Raw genomic sequence first — 16,540 nt, forward strand, 5'->3', positions numbered from 1 at the left:
ACTCCACCTCCACGGGCAGCCCGGCGGTAAACGGGGCCACCATTAATTTAGACAATGGCAAAAAGTTTATCATCAACGTAAAAAACCAAAGTGCGAAGAATGTTTATGTGCAAAAGATGGTGTTGAACGGCAAAACGCTGGATAGCCTGTTCATCAGCCATGCCCAGATCATGAACGGCGGCGAGATCACCTTTTACATGGGCGGAAAGCACAAGTAGACAGATGTGCAGATTTCAGATGTGGAGATGGATGTAATCTGATGATTTGAAAATAGGAAGATTTGAAAATAGAACCGACGAAATCGACGGTTTAGATTAAAGCCTCTCTTTAAAACGGGAGGCTTTTTTGTTCAATACTATTTTCTCATATTTATATAAATCTATATCACTCTTTATTATGATAAAGCATCCGGTTTTGTTAATGTGTATTATACTCTTTGTTGCTTGTTCTCATCAAAAATCTCAACCCGTTACAAAAAGGATAGTCGCGAAAGAAAGTAAAAATAGGCACCCAATTCTTCCTAATAAAAAGCGATATGCTAACCCCTTACTTAATCAATACGCGGAGTTTATCAAGTCGTTAAATATTACAGATGCCGAAACCTCCAGTCAGGCAGCCAGGCAGTATTCAATTTTATTTAAGGGAGAAGATGAAAATACCTGTGATTCTGCTTTTTTAATCTTCAATAGATACTATGAAAAGTTAAATAGTAAGCTGGATGATTTACATCATAAAAGGACTGGTATGACCGATTCATTGTTAATAGGTAATATTAAACCAGACAGATTGCCTGCAACAGTTGCCAATTATTTAAGCAAGCTAAAAAGAAACGGTTTTGAAATCATTACGGAAGAAGGTGATACTTATGTGGGACAGGAAAGGGATTTTATTGCCAAATGGTTTTATGACTACGTTTCGCCGGTGATGAAGGAGTATTTGGTGCAATTAAATAAGGAAAACAAACAGGTTTATATAGAGGATAACTCGATTCTGATTAATGCTACAGATCTGGTAGATAGAACGATCTGGTGGGAGCAGTTTATAAAAAACAATCCAGACTTTATTAGTGTTGACGAGGCCACTATCAACAAAAATAGTTATTTGCAATTATTGCTGGAAGGAACTGAAAATTCATACGTTGTAAACGTTGACAATAATAAACTAAGCGATTACTTCAAAAACGCTTATAATTATATTAACGATAAATACCCATCCTCTGATGCTGCAAAATTGGTAGCGCCTTATTATGCCTTTTTGAAAGAAGGTGAGAAATTAAAGGCAGATAGCTTGATGAATGTATATAGAAAACAGGGGATAACTGGGTGATATCCAGTTACGGCACTAGCAATTTTTCAAACGCGGTACTATCGCCCTTAAAAATACTCATATCAACCTTTTGGTTGATGCCATTTATACGGGCTTTGTCAGAGTGTTGCCAAAATTGCCAGTTGGTTTTGCTGCTTATCTTTAGTTCGGGTTGGTAATAGTGGGCAATCCATAAAGTGTAATCATCAAAATAGCCTTGCAGGTAATCCTGGTAAAAGCTGATGTTGGTATAAATGATGGGCTTTACACCTGTTTTTGTTTCAACCTGGTTAATAAATAGGGTGAGTTGGGCACGCATTTTTTCGGGCGTGGTACGGTAAAGTCTTTCAACATCAACCACCATGGGCAGGTCGCCCTTTTCAATTTTCACGGTTTGCAAAAAGAATCTTGCCTGCCATAAACCGCTTTTCTGTGGCAGAAAATAATGATATGCCCCGCAGATGATCCCTGCTTTGGGTGCTTCGCGCCAATTGCGCTGAAAATAGGGATCGGTCATTAAAACGCCTTCTGTAGCTTTTATGAAAGCGAATTTGATATGCACGCCATCCTCTTCCATTGCTTTCACCTTTGCCCAGTTTATTTTGCCCTGGTACGATGATACATCAATGCCATGAACAGTATAATTATTGGGGATGCGCACATTGAAACTTTTGTAGGTGCGGTAGTTGGTGTTTTGCCCGGCATCCATGATCCATCGCCAGGTGGCGGTTGCGCTTTTTAAAACATAGCCATAATAAAAAGGCGAAAGCAGGATAAGCAGTAAGCCGGCGAAAGCAACTTTCCATCCGGTTGCTAAACCTGTAGTCGTTTTCTTTTTGGCAACAGGTTTCCTTTTTACCGTTGAGGGGCTTTTAGCAGGAGTTTTTTTAACAGGAGGAGGCACAGGGCGAATTTACGAAAATGACCTGCATATTCCCCGTGCTAATTTGCAGCTACAATATATTCAGTGGGTTATTTTTAAAGTAAGCTATTTTATGCTGAAACATTTCGGCCATTTTGCCTGCCCGCCATTTTGCTTCATCGGCTTTCTCGCCGGTAAAAAGACTATCAACGGTTTCGTTAAATAAGGTAAGCCAATCATTAAAGTGCATTTCATCAACCGGTAGCCTGGCATGCGGCGGGAATGGTGCGCCGGTATAAGTTAGCTCCTGCAATAATATAGTTTGCCAAAAGGTATACATTTTTTCCAGGTGTGGTACCCATTCATTGCCCAGTCGTTCGTTAAAGATGGGGGCCAGCAAGGAGTGTTCAGCAACTTTATGATAAAAGGTATCAACTAATAGTTTAATATCTTTTAATGATGTTATATCGTGTTTTGGGTTCATGCCCGTATATTTAAATTAAAATCAGCTTTTGATTCGCTGTATGGCAAAATTAAAAAATGATTAGGGGTAATAAATGATAAGGGTCATTGTTTTGCCTTGTGCTGTGCCATTTAGGTTCGTCAATAGTGATATGGTGTTCATTATGACATTTAACAGATAAAATGTTTTCCTATATTTGTAAGGTAAACTTATAAGTTTACTTAATAATAAAATGACTGAACAAAAAGATATTCAATTGGCTGCCGATCTGCGCACGGTTGTAACCCGCCTTATAAAGGTGTTGCGAAAGCATTCTGTAACTGCCGATAAATTATCGCTGACAGAACGGTCGACCATTGCATTGATATATCAACATAACGAAGTACTACCCAACGAATTGGCCGCTATGGAGAAAATAACCACGCAAAGCATGTCGCAAATATTGAGTAACCTGCAGCAACGCGGCTTAATCAACAGGCGCATCTCTGAAACAGATAAGCGGAAGGCTATAATTAGTCTTTCGGATCTTGGTCTTTCCCTGTTAGAGCAGGTTCGTGCCGAGCGTAATGTATGGCTTTACGATGCCATTGAAGCTACATGCACCGCAGAGGAGCAGGAATTGCTTAAAAAGGCCATAGGGCCTTTAACTAAAATTGTTGATTTTGAATAATCCCTACGGGACAGTAATAAGTGATTAATGAATATCAATACGTTTAACGCTTTTAAAAGCCGCAACTACCGGCTTTATTTTACCGGGCAATCCATATCATTGGTAGGTACCTGGATGCAGAAAACAGCGGTAAGCTGGGTGGTGTATTCGCAAACGCACTCTAAATTTTTATTGGGCGTTACTCTTTTTGCAAATATGTTTCCATCATTTCTATTGTCGTTTTTAGGTGGGGTGGTATCTGACAGGTATAACCGCTATAAATTGTTGTTAGCCACACAGGCGGCATCAATGCTCCAGGCATTGCTGCTGGCAGCGCTGGTGTTTTTCGGGCATTATCATGTATGGGAAATTATTGCGCTGAGCGCATTACTGGGCGTTATCAATGCTTTTGATGTACCTGCAAGGCAGTCTTTAGTTTACGAAATGGTAAACAGTAAAACCGATCTTCCGAATGCGCTGGCACTCAACTCATCCATGGTGAATTTATCGCGGTTAATTGGGCCGGGTATAGCTGGATTGGTTCTGGAAAAATTTGGCGAAACCGTATGTTTTGGAGCTAATGCTGTAAGCTTTATGGCTGTAATATGTTCCTTACTACTCATGAAACTACCCAAAACTGAAGCAAAGCCACATAAAAATAATATCCTCTTTGAACTAAAAGAGGGATTTACTTATATCAAAAATACGCCTTCTATTAAGTTTGTGCTACTGATGCTATCTGTAATCAGTTTAATGGTTTTGCCTTTTGGTACGCTCATCCCGGTTTATGCCAAGGATATATTTAAGGGAACGGCATCAACCTTTGGGGTAATAGATAGTGTGATAGGGCTAGGTGCCCTCTCAGGGGCCATTTTCCTGGCCTCGTTAAAACCGGGACTGGATCTTAAAAAAATACTGACCCTTAGTACGCTGGTTTTTGGCGTGGGGCTGGTGGCTTTTTCTCACATGCATAATTATCCCGTAGCGTTGCTGTTTGCTGCAATTACCGGGTTTGGAATGATGGCTCAAATTACCATCAGTAACACCATTATTCAAACCACTGTTGATCCTGCTATGCGTGGCCGGGTGATCAGCTTTTACGCGATGGCCTTTTTTGGAATGCAACCACTTGGCGGTTTGTTGGTAGGGGGTATTTCGCAAAAAATAGGTGTACCGGATACGGTTTTAGGCGAAGGTGCTGTAGCGGTGATTTTAGGCCTGTTACAGTTTCGGTATCTCCGGAAAAGGCGGCTCAAAAAGGCCGCTGAGCAAACACTCCGGCAACCTCCGGTAAATACGCTTATATCTAATTAAAACTCCATAATATGATAACTACACTTGATGAAAATATAGCCCTGGTATTGATCGATCTGCAAAAGTCAATAGTGCAACTGCCGCTCGCACATCCTGTTGATAAAGTTTTGGAAAACTCGGCAAGGCTGTTAGCTGCCTTTCGCGAAGCAAAACAACCTGTTGTAATAGTAAACGTTAATCCTGCAGGTTCAGCTGCTTTTAAAACCCGTAAAGATAGTATCCCGACAGGAGGCTCAGTTCCAGGAGCAGATTTTTTAGATATTGCACCCGAGATAAAAGTTGAAGAGGGCGATATCAGGATCACCAAAAGGCAATGGGGGGCATTTTATCAAACCGGTTTACATGATGAATTGCAAAAAAGGGGAATTACCCAGATTGTATTAGCCGGCATTGCCACCAGTATCGGAGTTGAAGGTACTGCCCGTTCTGCAAATGAGTTTGGTTACAACATAGCTTTTGCCAGTGATGCCATGACTGATATGTTTGCTGATGCGCACACAAATAGTTTTAAATACATCTTCCCGAGATTGGGAGAGATAGGCACTACTGATGAGATTATTGCCCGGTTGAGCGAATAGCGGCTTATTTAAACTTTCCCCTCAAAGCAAATTAAACGTCAGTCCGTCATCTCCAATATTAACATTACCGCGTTATTACTTAAAGCTTCCAGGTCGGCTTCTGCCAGGTTCCATAAAGCCAGTCCATCACGTTCATGCATTAACCTGCCTTGCAGTTCAAAAGCACCTGTTATATTAAAAGCAAAAAACAAGGAGTGCAGGTTTTTTAACTGGTAAAGCGTATCCTTTCGCCCGGCAAATTGGCCGATGTGTAAATTAAAGGGCAATTTACACTCTGGCGGAATTATTCCGATCAGTTCATTCGGCCTTTCCGCAAAATCAAAACGGAATGTTTCTCTAAAAGAAGAAAATTCATCACTATCCGCTATTATTTGCAGGTATAAAAAGTTTACCCAATTTTTATGATAGGGGTTAATCAATTCCAAAATATCACCTTTGGCTGTATAGTGTATATGTGCCTCACCCACGTCAATTAAAGTAGTATTGTCCTGTGTGTCTTTAAAAAGCAATTCGCCCCTTACAGGAATAATTACAAAATAGCAAGCGTGAGCAATCACTATTGTAACTGACTTTTGGGCTGCCAATATCTCATCATTAAGTGCTTTTAACGGGCCAAAAGGCTTGCGATGTTCATTAAAATAACTTTCATAATTAAAACTGCAGCATCTTCTATAAATATCAGTTTCAATGATGCCCCGCTCATCAGCAAGGTAAATTTGACCGGGTGAACTGTTTTCCATTTATTGTAGCTTTTTAAGTGAATAAATATTTACATAAGGCTGCACCTGGAACAGGTTGGTTAGTACTTCCTCATTTTCTGTTTCGGCTGGATTATAGTCAGAGAGCAGCAGGAAATTCTCTATAGTATGGTGCCAGATAAGCTGCTCTGTATAAAAATTAATGGCTACCTGGTGTTTTGTTTTATCATTGATGTCGGAGTTGATGACCTCCAGTTGAAATTTATTAAACTTTAAAAAGCGTTTGCCCACATTATTCAGCATATCGGGCACAATGCCAGCTAACTGCTGCACATAACCTATAATAGATGGAGTAATCATCCCGGCAAGCCGATGTGCGTTTGGAATATTTTTTACCAGGTCTGCATAGGTGGTAAAGGATGTGCCCAGACTATAGTTCTGTGCCTGCATTTTAAACTCCAGGTATGATGACTCAAATACCAGTTTATCCCATTGTTTAGCAGCATTGGCATCAATGATCTTTCGGTAGCAGAGGGTGATAATGCAGGTACTCATAATTTAAAAAAAATGAAGACGCCAAACAAGCTGGCGCCTTTATATAATTGAATGAAAAGAACAATAGTGTTATGCAGGCACGCTCATACTTATTGATAGCACAAAGCCATCGGCGGTATTGCCGGTTACGGTTGCCAGTTCAAGTGTATAGCCATCGCTAAATACATTGTCGCTTGCGTTATAGGTGTAGCCGGTCATCCCTTTAGTGTAACCTGCTACTGCTGCCAGCGCGGTGCCGCTGCCTTCGGGGAAAGCTATCTGGGTTACCTTTAATGATGTACCCGATGAATTATAAACATGTACATGAATATGGGTGGCTCTGCCCGAATACCATCCCGGGAAGATAGAGGTAAATGTTACCAGTCCATTTGAATCGGTTGTTTGCCTGCCGCGTAAAAAGTGAACGGTAGTATAGTTTGTAGCCTGCATTCCGCTGCCGCCGTATTCAGAGTAATTGCCTGCGCTATCGCAGTGCCATATATCAACTAATGCCCCCGATAAGGCATTGCAGCCGTTGTTACTATTGTTGATGGTAATCTTAACAGTTAATTTATACCCGGTACGGTCGCCGGTAATATCGCTGCGCACATATGATGCCGGGGCTTTGGTAGGGAATGGCCCTTCCGTCTCGGTCTCAATAACACTACACGTTCCCGAGCTGGAACTTGAGCCCGAAGTTGTAGTTGATGTGCTGCTGGTTGTTGTGGTTGTTGAATCCTTTTTGCAGGCATCAACCAATACAGATGTAGATACCGCGCCTATCATCAGGCTTTTTAAAAAGTTTTTGCGTTCCATAAATCTTTCTCCTTTAGGGGCTATAATTTTTTACTGCTGATTTGTTGATTCAAAAGTAATTAAGGAGGATATGGGAACTGATGAAGTGTCGGTTAGTAGTGGGTTTGTGTCGATGAAATGCTTATCGCCCGGATATTTAAACCAGCCGGGCCGGGCTTGGGGCAGGAAATAGTTATATTAGGACGCTATAATTAAATGTTGTGGATATGGTGCCCATGAAACAGAGTTTAAAAATGAAGTTTTTAAAAGTTATCATCCCAATCCTGGTGTTTAGTTACCTATATCCTGACAGCCTATACGCCCAATACCGTACGCCATCGTCACTGGACGATAGGATATTGATTAATCTGCAAAACAACCGCACACCGGCGCAAACCGGTTTTTTTATGTTCCTGAGTAAAAACTTGCTATATGGCGAGGTGGGTATCCCGGCAGGCTTGATGGTTGGCGGCATTATCAGTAACGATAAAGCCATGCGGCAAAACGCGGCATACGTGGCTGGTAGTACCCTCATTTCGGCAGGACTTACACAAGTTATCAAAGTACTGGTAAAACGACCGAGGCCTTTTATCGGGAATATAAATATCACGCCTGTTTACCGCCCTGGCGATTACTCGTTTCCCTCTGGTCATACTTCATCGTCCTTTGCTACAGCAACAGCACTATCAATGGCTTATCCAAAATGGTATGTTATTGCTCCGGTTTATTTATGGGCAGGGGCTACGGGGTATTCCCGGATGTATTTAGGTGTTCATAATCCGAGTGATGTGGCGGCGGGTGCGGTATTGGGTGCGGGGAGTGCTTTACCTTTGTTGTTTTTGAAGAAGTAGAATTTAGGATATCCGGAATAACTATAACATTGGTTAGACAATGGGACTTTCAAATCATGATATCTTACCTACATAATTGGCAGAAGATGAGACTGTATGGTTTGGATTATCTACCTGATTAATTATATATTATTATTTAGTGCTCTGTATTTATATTACTTTAGTGCCTGTTATTAGCAAATTTTTTAACCTTATCATTTAATGAAATATCACAAAAACCAGGTCATCAGTCTTTTCATTTTTTTTGCATTTTGTTTTTTTACCGATTGCTCAAAAAAAGGTTCCAATCCAACTCCTGTAGATAATACCCCAAAAGTAACCATCACCTCATTAAGTGTAAGTACTGCCACATATAATACTGTTGTGGTAATAAAAGGTACCGGCTTTAGCACTACGATAGCCAATGATTTGGTGTTTTTTAACGGTAAAACGGCTACAGTAACCGCGGCAAGTTCAACACAACTAACAGTTACTGTGCCTTTAAGTGCCGGTACAGGAAATGTTAGTGTAAAAGTTGATGGAGGTACTGAAGTTGCCGGCCCAACCTTTACGTACCAACTATCCTGGGTGGTGAGTACTTTTGCTGGTAGCGGTGCTCAAGGGTATAAAGATGGATCGGGAAAAGATGCAAGTTTTTACTACCCTACAGGGGTAGCGTTTGATAATGGAGGAAACCTGATAGTTTCTGAAGAAGGCAATGATGATATAAGGAAAATTACCCCCAATGGAGTTGTAACTACAATTGCAGGTAATAGAATCCAGGGTATGGATAACGGAAATGGGACCGCGGCAACTTTTTGGAATCCGGCCGGGCTAACCGTTGATAATACCGGTAATATATACGTAGCTGATTATGCAAATAATTCGATTAGGAAAATTGACCCATCAAATAACGTAACTACGTTTGCAGGTCAAAGAAAATCGGGCTTCGACAATGGCAAAGGCGTATTGGCAAGTTTTGCCGGACCTGTAGATGTAAAAATCGACGCAACAGGGAATCTATATGTAGCCGATTTTGCCAACGAAGTAATAAGAAAGATAACAGCAGATGGTACAGTGAGTACGTTTTCAAAAATAGTTTCAGGTTCTTCAGGAGCGGCCTTTAACTTTCCTAATGGCTTGGCGTTTGATCAGGGCAATAATCTGTATGTGGCGGATATTTCAGGTTATAAAGTTCAGAAGATAACATCAGCAGGTGTAATATCTACGTTAGCAGGCAGCGGCATAAGGGGAACTGATGATGGGTTAGGGAATAAGGCAAGTTTTTATGGGTTGTTTAATTTAGTAGCTGATAAGGATGGCAATATTTATGCCACCGATAGTAACTTAATTAGGAAAATTACTGCTGTTGGCCAGGTAACAACTTTTGCTGGCATAGAAGCTATTGCAGGCTCAGCCGATGGACCAATAGCAATCGCGACGTTTAATCATCCTGGTGGAATAGCCATTGATAAAACAGGAAACATATTTATATCAGATACACAAAATAATCTCATTCGAAAGATAGTATTTGAGTAGGAATAATACATTTATAACGCTGAAAATCTCATCCAAATGCCCGGTCAATAACCGGGCATTTTTTATTTCAACAGCCCTCTTTGTTCATTAAAACAGTGTAATATCCTTTGGCAATTTTCATTTTCAGACCCTCAAATTTTCAAATCAAAACATCATCTGCACATTTGTAATCTAAAATCTGCACATTTTATTCCCAGCCCCAATGCGGTAGGATAAAATCTAAAATTGAATTTGTGATCATAATTATACATTAAATGCGCAGTGTTTGTACTTGATATGTTTTCTATTTAGATTAGTGATTGATTGATAGCCAGTCTTTTATCTAATAGCCGACCTAGTCATGAAAAAACTGTTTGTCCAGGTGTTTACTTTCCTCGAAATAATTGGGTTAAAAAAATTAACTGTATTTGTTTTTATGAGTTTGGCCACTGTAAATACAGTTTATGGGCAATGGACAAAAAAGGCCAACGAATTAACTAAACGAGCCGAAGCCAATAACGTATTATACAATAATAAACTTTATGTGTTTGGAGGATTTGGTGATAACCCAAAGATTGAAAAAACCAATGAAGTATATGATATTTTAGCCAATAAATGGAGTGAAATAGCTCCTATCCCGCCAGGAAAAGAAATAAGTCATCAGGGTACCGTACTCGTTGATGATAATATTTGGCTAATTGGAGGAAGGTCAGTTGATGCTTACGGTCCTGTAAGCAGCCAGGTATTAATATATAATATTCCTGCAAACTCTTGGACCAACGGCCCAGAATTAATAGATCCCTCAACCGGAAAATCGTTTCCAATTGGCGCCGGTGGATATGTTTTGGTTGGCCGAACATTGCATGTATTTGGAGGTTTCGGTCCCACCATTTGTGATGATCAGGCCAAACTGCATTTAACCATTAATGTAGATAAATATATGGCCGACCCTGCTCATGTTACATGGGAAAACAAACTGGCTCCGTTACCTATTCCAAGAAACCATATAAGCTATGTTACTATTGGCGCTAAGATATATGCTTTTGGGGGCCAGTTTAAGCATGACTGCGTTGCTAATGATCAAGTATATTGCCATGTATACGATATCGCAACCGATACCTGGAGCAGGCTTACAGATTTACCCAAACCACGCTCCCATGCAGAGGGCGCAACCTTTGCTGTGGACGGCAGGATGTTTTTAGTTGGCGGGCAGGGTTATAACAATCTTACCCAAAACACTACATACCAGTTTAATCCCAAAGATAACGGCGGCTTGGGGTCATGGACTGCACTTAGTGCATTTACATTGCCGGGTAGTTACCTGGGCCTATCAGCTAAGTTGGCAGGCAAATCATTTATAATTACCAATGGGGCATTGAATAGTTATGGTAACGAACGTGTGGAAACTTATACCGCGGTTGTAAACCGGAGCGCTGCCCGTACACTTGGGTTTTCGCTATCCTGTCTTTCTCAGAATGTAACAGCCGGCGAAAATGTAACTATTTCAAACCTGCTTTATTGTATTGAAGATTCTACGGGTTTTACGCTATCTGCCGATGCAGAATGGCTCAATATCACCAACAGTCATAGTGGCACCGTAGGGCTTAATGGTAAAGATATTGAAGTAAATATAAATACTGCTGGCCTTTCACCAGGAACCTATATCGGGAAAATTACCGCCACCGGGCCTTTAACAGCTTCAAAAGCATCATTTTGTGTTAATTTAACTGTTGCGCCATCTGCATCCGGTGGGTATTCCTTAAATGTATCAGAATCAGGTACAGGATCTGTTGTTAAATCTCCCAATCAGCAAACTTATGCGCCAAACACCAGGGTGAATTTGACTGCCGTGCCGCAGCCGGGATGGGTTTTTGAAGGGTGGACCGGCGACACCGTTGTTACAACAAATCCTTTAATATTAGCGATGGATACAAATAAGTATCTTACTGCAAAATTTATTCAGGATACCGTACAAAAGGCTTTTATAACCAATATAGTTGCCAAAACAGGCAGGCGTTATGAATTAGACACGCTAAGGCAGGGTATTACTTACTATACAGACCGGGAATACACCGTAACCACAATCCCTTCCACACTTACAAATGCTGCCATAATCAAAGTACCAAATGACGATAAGGTTAATACTTCAACCGCGGTGCTGTCGTTCAAATTATCGGCCCCGGCCATAATTTATGTGGCTTATGATCCTCGCGGAACTGTTTTACCTGCCTGGTTAGCAAGCTGGAAAAAGCTTACCGAAAAGGTGGGAGTTGATGACCCCAAAATATCATCTTTTAACCTGTATAGTAAAAATTACCCCGCCGGTGATGTATCACTCGGCGGCAATTTTGCAAGTCCGGCCAAAGGAGCCCTTTGCCAGTATGTAGTTTTGGCTAAGCCAGATCTATCTGCAAACGTAACAGCAGTCAAAAATAGCTTTAACAATTTAAATAGCACTGCTATTATAGCAGATACAATTACACTTAATCCGGTTTTAGGTAATGATAAATTTATTTTATACCCTAATCCACTGCGTAATCATTTCAGCGTTATTTTACCGGCTAACTATGAGGGACTTTCGGTCATGCAAATTGTTTCTATGAATGGCAAATCAACTTATATTCCTAAGTCGTTAATCAAATCGTTTAAAGAAAAAGTTGATGTTGATATTGCTTCTTTGGCGTTAGCAAAAGGTTTGTATGCCGTATTGATGGTTTCAACCAATGGGAAAACCAATGTTATACGTATGATGATAAAATAGAGCATTTTTATTGTAAAAACAGTTCGCCTCTTTGCACAAATTTTCCTTTAAGAAAACTATCTGTACGTCCTCAAATTTTCAAATCAAAACATCATCTGCACATTTGTAATCTAAAATCTGCACATTTATTCTCATCTTTACCGCCAATAAAGTTCTTTACTTTTTTTCTGCAGAGTGGTTCCCGGTGTTTAAAGCATCGGGATTAATAAGGAACCGTGTGTAAATCACGGGCTGTCGCGCAACTGTAAGTAACGCAAAAGGTTGTTGCCTTTAACAATGTCCATTGTTCGCCCCCGTGCGGATGAGAAGGACGGCAACAATGTTACAAGCCAGGATACTTGCCTCAATGTATAAAGACAATGCTTTCGCGCAATGAAGCAGTAGTCAAAGAAAAAAGAATGACCTATGTGGCATTAATATGCCCGTATGTCGCGCTTTTGCCTTTTATTACCATTTACTCCGAAAGCATACCGAAAACCGTAAGGAGCATTAAGTCAAATTAATGTTTAACCAAAAAAGTTTTAGCGTATGCTCAAAAACAATCTCGGGTATCCTCGTGTAGGTGCCCACCGTGAACTCAAAAAGGCCAGTGAACAGTACTGGGCAGGTAAAATCAATCGTGATGATCTGTTTGCCGTTGCCCGTCAGCTCCGTTTGCAAAACTGGCAAACCCAGGTTGATGCCGGTATCGACCTCATCCCTTGTAACGATTTTAGTTTTTATGACCAGGTACTTGATACTTCATTGATGCTGGGGAATATTCCTGAACGTTACACCCTGGTACTAACCCAAAACAAAACCAACACCGAGATCGATCTGTATTTTGCTATGGCCCGTGGCTATCAAAAGGATGGCCTTGATGTTACTGCTATGGAGATGACCAAATGGTTTGATACCAATTACCATTACATTGTACCGGAGTTTGTAAAGGATCAGCAGTTTAAGCTGTTTAGCGAAAAGGTGTTTGATGAATTTATACTGGCCAAACAGCATACCCGCAATATACCCAAACCAGTATTGATTGGCCCCGTATCGTACCTGTTGCTGGGTAAAGAAAAACAGCCAGGTTTTGATAGGATAGACCTGATCAAAAAAATTGTGCCGGTTTATATCGAAGTATTAAAAAGACTGAAAAGCTATGGAGCGGTTTGGGTGCAAATTGATGAGCCTTTCCTGGCGCTTGATCTTACCCAAAAAGAAAAGGAAGCTTATGCCTATGCCTACATGGAGATCAGCAGAAACTGCCCCGGTATTAAAGTGCTGCTTACTACTTATTTTGAAAGCCTGCATGAAAATACCGAACTGGCTGTAACCTTGCCGGTAAGCGCGCTTCATGTTGATTTAGTACGTGCCCCTGATCAGTTGTACAAAGTGCTTACGTTACTGCCCGATTCTCTTAGTCTTTCATTAGGTGTAGTTGATGGCCGCAACATCTGGAAAAACGACTATGTGCGCTCATTAACGCATATTAAAAAAGCAATTGCTGTATTGGGCAACGATAGGGTGATGATAGCGCCAGGCTGCTCTTTACTGCATACACCGTTTGATCTGGACCTGGAGACTGCCATCCTTCCCGAAATAAAAAACTGGATGGCTTTTGCCAAACAAAAGCTGAACGAAGTAAATGAACTCGCGCAGATCATTGACGGTAATAATGAATTGCTGCAAAACAATCTCAGGGCCATTACCAGTCGTAACCTTTCCAAACTCATTCACAAGCAGAAAATAAAACAACGTGTTGCGGCTATTACCGATGCTGATGCACAGCGTGAAAGCGCATTCATCATCCGCCAAAAAATACAACAGCAACGTTTTAAATTACCACTGTATCCTACAACTACCATAGGATCGTTCCCGCAAACTGATGATATCCGCTCATTAAGGGCAAGGCTAAAAAAAGGAGAGCTAACTACCGATCAATATGACGCCGAAATAGAAAAAGCTACCATCGATGCCATTCGCTGGCAGGAAGAGATTGGTCTTGATGTGCTGGTACATGGCGAGTTTGAACGTAACGACATGGTGGAGTACTTTGGCGAACGTTTGGATGGCTTCCTGTTCACCAAAAATGGCTGGGTGCAAAGCTATGGCAGCCGCTGTGTTAAACCGCCGGTAATTTATGGCGATATAAGCCGCCCGGCGGATATGACCGTGAGGTGGAGCAGCTTTGCGCAGCAAAACACTCAAAAATTAATGAAAGGTATGCTTACAGGCCCTGTAACTATATTGCAATGGTCGTTTGTACGTGATGATCAGCCCCGGTCCGAAACCACTAACCAGATTGCTTTGGCCATTAGGGATGAGGTTGTGGCTTTGGAAGACGCAGGTATTAAAGTGATTCAGATAGATGAGCCGGCCATTCGTGAAGGTTTGCCATTACGCAAAAAAGATCGTCAAAATTACCTGAACTGGGCAGTTCGTGCATTTCGCATTTCTGCCAGTGGGGTAAGGGACGAAACACAAATCCATACGCATATGTGCTACAGTGAGTTCAATGATATTATTGGCAACATTGCCGATATGGATGCAGATGTGATCACGATAGAAACCTCCCGCTCGCAAATGGAGCTGTTAGCAGCTTTCTCCGATTTTAAATATCCAAACGAAATTGGTCCGGGTGTTTATGATATCCATTCGCCGCGTGTACCCACCGTTGGTGAGATGGTAAGCTTGCTGGAAAAAGCATCGGAATTGCTTCCCGCCGGCAACTTATGGGTTAACCCAGACTGCGGTTTAAAGACCCGGAAATGGCCCGAAACCCAGACCGCGTTGAAAAATATGGTGCAGGCAGCAAAACAACTTCGTCAGTTAGTTGTAGAAACAACAGTATCCTGACCAGTAAAAACAGGCAATTTGTGTATAATTGCCTGTTTTTTCAGATTTTTTGCATTTATGAGATTAAAAAGTAACGCGGTTATAACAGGTGTTGGTGGTTTTGTTCCTGATAATATATTGAATAACAGTGATTTAGAGAAGATGGTTGATACTAACAGTGAATGGATAGTATCAAGAACAGGAATAAAGGAAAGGAGGATTTTAAACGATCCAAGCCTTGCTACCTCAGATATGGCTGCCTATGCCGTAAAAGATTTATTAAAAAATGCAGGTCTTGAGCCAGAAGAAATTGACTGCCTAATAATTGCTACTTCAACCCCTGATCATCTACTATTATCAACTGCCAGCATCGTTTGCGATAAGTTGGGTTTAGTGAATGCCTGGGCTACTGATATCAACGCTGCCTGCAGCGGTTTTTTATATGCCTATACTATGGGCGCCAGTTTGGTAGAAAGCAACCGGTACAAAAAAGTGATTGTGGTGGGTGCTGATCAAAACAGCGCGATCATCAATTACGAGGACAGGAATACCTGTATCCTGTTTGGCGATGGTGCCGGCGCGGTTTTACTTGAACCCACTACCGAAGACGTAGGCTTAATTGACAGCGTTTTTAAAACCGAAGGAAAAGGACGGGAACATTTATTGGTTCCGGGTGGTGGTTCAAAAATTCCGGCTACGCCAGATTCTGTTGCACAAAAGCTGCATTATATAAGGCAGGATGGAAGGGTTGTTTTTAAAGCCGCTATAAAAGGAATGACAGAAACCTGTACCGAAGTATTGAAACGTAACGATTTAGAGATTACCGATATTAACTGGTTAATACCTCACCAGGCTAATTACCGCATTATTCATGCTGTAGGCGAAAACCTTGGCTTGCCCGAAGATCGTGTTAAAGTTAATATTGAAAGATACGGAAACACTACTGCCGCCACTATACCTCTTTGTATTTGGGATTTTAAAGATGATTTTAAATACAATGATAATATGATATTTACCGCATTTGGCGCCGGTTTTTCATGGGGAGCTACCTTGTTAAAGTGGGGTAAGTTGCGCACTGTTTAATCGTATTCAAGTATTTTTTCACCACGTCATTGCGAGGAACGAAGCAATCTCTATGCTTTACAGAGCATATGGAAAAGCTTGAATCTGCGTGACAGATCTGCCTGTGTAGAGATTGCTTCGTTCCTCGCAATTGTAAAGGTCAGATAATTCGGTAACAGAATTAGCTTTAACTAATAAAGCTAAAAGTTATGCGGAACATAAACAACGATCTTACCTTAAAGCGAAATTACCTGAGCAAGTACCGTTTTTTAATCGGTGAATATGAACAGGTAAAGCGTGGTGAACATACTATTTTTAGGTTTGCCAAAGATTTCTATTCAGCTCATGATACCGATC

Annotated in this window: 15 protein-coding genes and 1 riboswitch; of the genes, 10 read left to right on the forward strand and 5 right to left on the reverse strand. The window is 41.1% G+C overall.

Translation table 11 applies throughout. The features are described from left to right. Together AC1DYB_RS30210 and AC1DYB_RS30215 are read left to right on the forward strand one after the other, a co-directional pair. On the forward strand, window positions 1-218 hold a 218-nt coding region (locus AC1DYB_RS30210; protein ID WP_477440642.1), incomplete at its 5' end, for a glycoside hydrolase domain-containing protein. A gap of 127 nt (window positions 219-345) precedes the next feature. Next, a complete protein-coding gene (locus AC1DYB_RS30215; protein ID WP_477440644.1) occupies window positions 346-1,326 on the forward strand; it encodes a hypothetical protein in 981 nt (326 codons plus the stop codon). A 7-nt stretch (window positions 1,327-1,333) separates the two neighbouring features. Here the strand turns inward: AC1DYB_RS30215 and AC1DYB_RS30220 are convergent, their stop codons facing one another. Together AC1DYB_RS30220 and AC1DYB_RS30225 are read right to left on the reverse strand one after the other, a co-directional pair. Continuing rightward, on the reverse strand, window positions 1,334-2,209 hold the full coding sequence (locus AC1DYB_RS30220; RefSeq protein ID WP_295713989.1) for a glycoside hydrolase family 25 protein: 876 nt from the start codon (window positions 2,207-2,209) through the stop codon (window positions 1,334-1,336). Window positions 2,210-2,258: 49 nt separating this feature from the next. Continuing rightward, the gene (locus AC1DYB_RS30225; RefSeq protein WP_477440646.1) at window positions 2,259-2,651 is read right to left on the reverse strand and encodes a group III truncated hemoglobin; all 393 of its coding nucleotides are present in this window, start codon (window positions 2,649-2,651) and stop codon (window positions 2,259-2,261) included. 211 nt (window positions 2,652-2,862) lie between these two features. Here AC1DYB_RS30225 and AC1DYB_RS30230 point away from each other — a divergent pair, with 211 nt between their 5' ends. From AC1DYB_RS30230 to AC1DYB_RS30240, 3 genes are read left to right on the forward strand one after another with little or no spacing between them, the layout of a single operon-like run. After that, window positions 2,863-3,300 (forward strand): MarR family winged helix-turn-helix transcriptional regulator, encoded by a 438-nt coding sequence (locus AC1DYB_RS30230; protein WP_295713985.1) that lies wholly within the window; start codon window positions 2,863-2,865, stop codon window positions 3,298-3,300. Window positions 3,301-3,327: 27 nt separating this feature from the next. Then, window positions 3,328-4,593, forward strand: a complete 1,266-nt coding sequence (locus AC1DYB_RS30235) for an MFS transporter (protein WP_477440648.1) — start codon at window positions 3,328-3,330, stop codon at window positions 4,591-4,593. An 11-nt stretch (window positions 4,594-4,604) separates the two neighbouring features. Beyond that, the gene (locus AC1DYB_RS30240) at window positions 4,605-5,171 is read left to right on the forward strand and encodes an isochorismatase family protein (protein WP_477440650.1); all 567 of its coding nucleotides are present in this window, start codon (window positions 4,605-4,607) and stop codon (window positions 5,169-5,171) included. A gap of 38 nt (window positions 5,172-5,209) precedes the next feature. On the opposite strand, the gene AC1DYB_RS30245 is transcribed toward AC1DYB_RS30240, so the two are convergent. The 3 genes from AC1DYB_RS30245 to AC1DYB_RS30255 form a co-directional block, all read right to left on the reverse strand. Further along, complete coding sequence (locus AC1DYB_RS30245; protein WP_477440652.1) at window positions 5,210-5,911, reverse strand: pirin family protein; 702 nt, start codon at window positions 5,909-5,911, stop codon at window positions 5,210-5,212. After that, window positions 5,912-6,424, reverse strand: a complete 513-nt coding sequence (locus AC1DYB_RS30250) for a hypothetical protein (RefSeq protein WP_477440654.1) — start codon at window positions 6,422-6,424, stop codon at window positions 5,912-5,914. 69 nt (window positions 6,425-6,493) lie between these two features. Continuing rightward, a complete protein-coding gene (locus AC1DYB_RS30255) occupies window positions 6,494-7,219 on the reverse strand; it encodes a dioxygenase family protein (protein ID WP_477440656.1) in 726 nt (241 codons plus the stop codon). Between the two features lie 233 nt (window positions 7,220-7,452). On the opposite strand from AC1DYB_RS30255, the gene AC1DYB_RS30260 reads away from it, so the two are divergent. From AC1DYB_RS30260 to AC1DYB_RS30280, 5 genes are all read left to right on the forward strand, one after another. Next, entirely contained in the window at window positions 7,453-8,049 is a 597-nt protein-coding gene (locus AC1DYB_RS30260) for a phosphatase PAP2 family protein (protein WP_477440658.1), read from the forward strand. A gap of 201 nt (window positions 8,050-8,250) precedes the next feature. Beyond that, the gene (locus tag AC1DYB_RS30265) at window positions 8,251-9,567 is read left to right on the forward strand and encodes an IPT/TIG domain-containing protein (RefSeq protein ID WP_477440660.1); all 1,317 of its coding nucleotides are present in this window, start codon (window positions 8,251-8,253) and stop codon (window positions 9,565-9,567) included. Window positions 9,568-9,907: 340 nt separating this feature from the next. Continuing rightward, on the forward strand, window positions 9,908-12,307 hold the full coding sequence (locus tag AC1DYB_RS30270) for a Kelch repeat-containing protein (protein ID WP_477440662.1): 2,400 nt from the start codon (window positions 9,908-9,910) through the stop codon (window positions 12,305-12,307). A gap of 158 nt (window positions 12,308-12,465) precedes the next feature. After that, a riboswitch (cobalamin riboswitch) is annotated at window positions 12,466-12,667 on the forward strand. Between the two features lie 168 nt (window positions 12,668-12,835). Beyond that, the gene (gene metE, locus AC1DYB_RS30275) at window positions 12,836-15,142 is read left to right on the forward strand and encodes a 5-methyltetrahydropteroyltriglutamate--homocysteine S-methyltransferase (RefSeq protein WP_477440664.1); all 2,307 of its coding nucleotides are present in this window, start codon (window positions 12,836-12,838) and stop codon (window positions 15,140-15,142) included. A 57-nt stretch (window positions 15,143-15,199) separates the two neighbouring features. Continuing rightward, window positions 15,200-16,204, forward strand: a complete 1,005-nt coding sequence (locus AC1DYB_RS30280; RefSeq protein ID WP_477440666.1) for a beta-ketoacyl-ACP synthase III — start codon at window positions 15,200-15,202, stop codon at window positions 16,202-16,204. Window positions 16,205-16,540: the final 336 nt, after the last annotated feature.

Source organism: Mucilaginibacter sp. P2_A4, assembly GCF_056405015.1.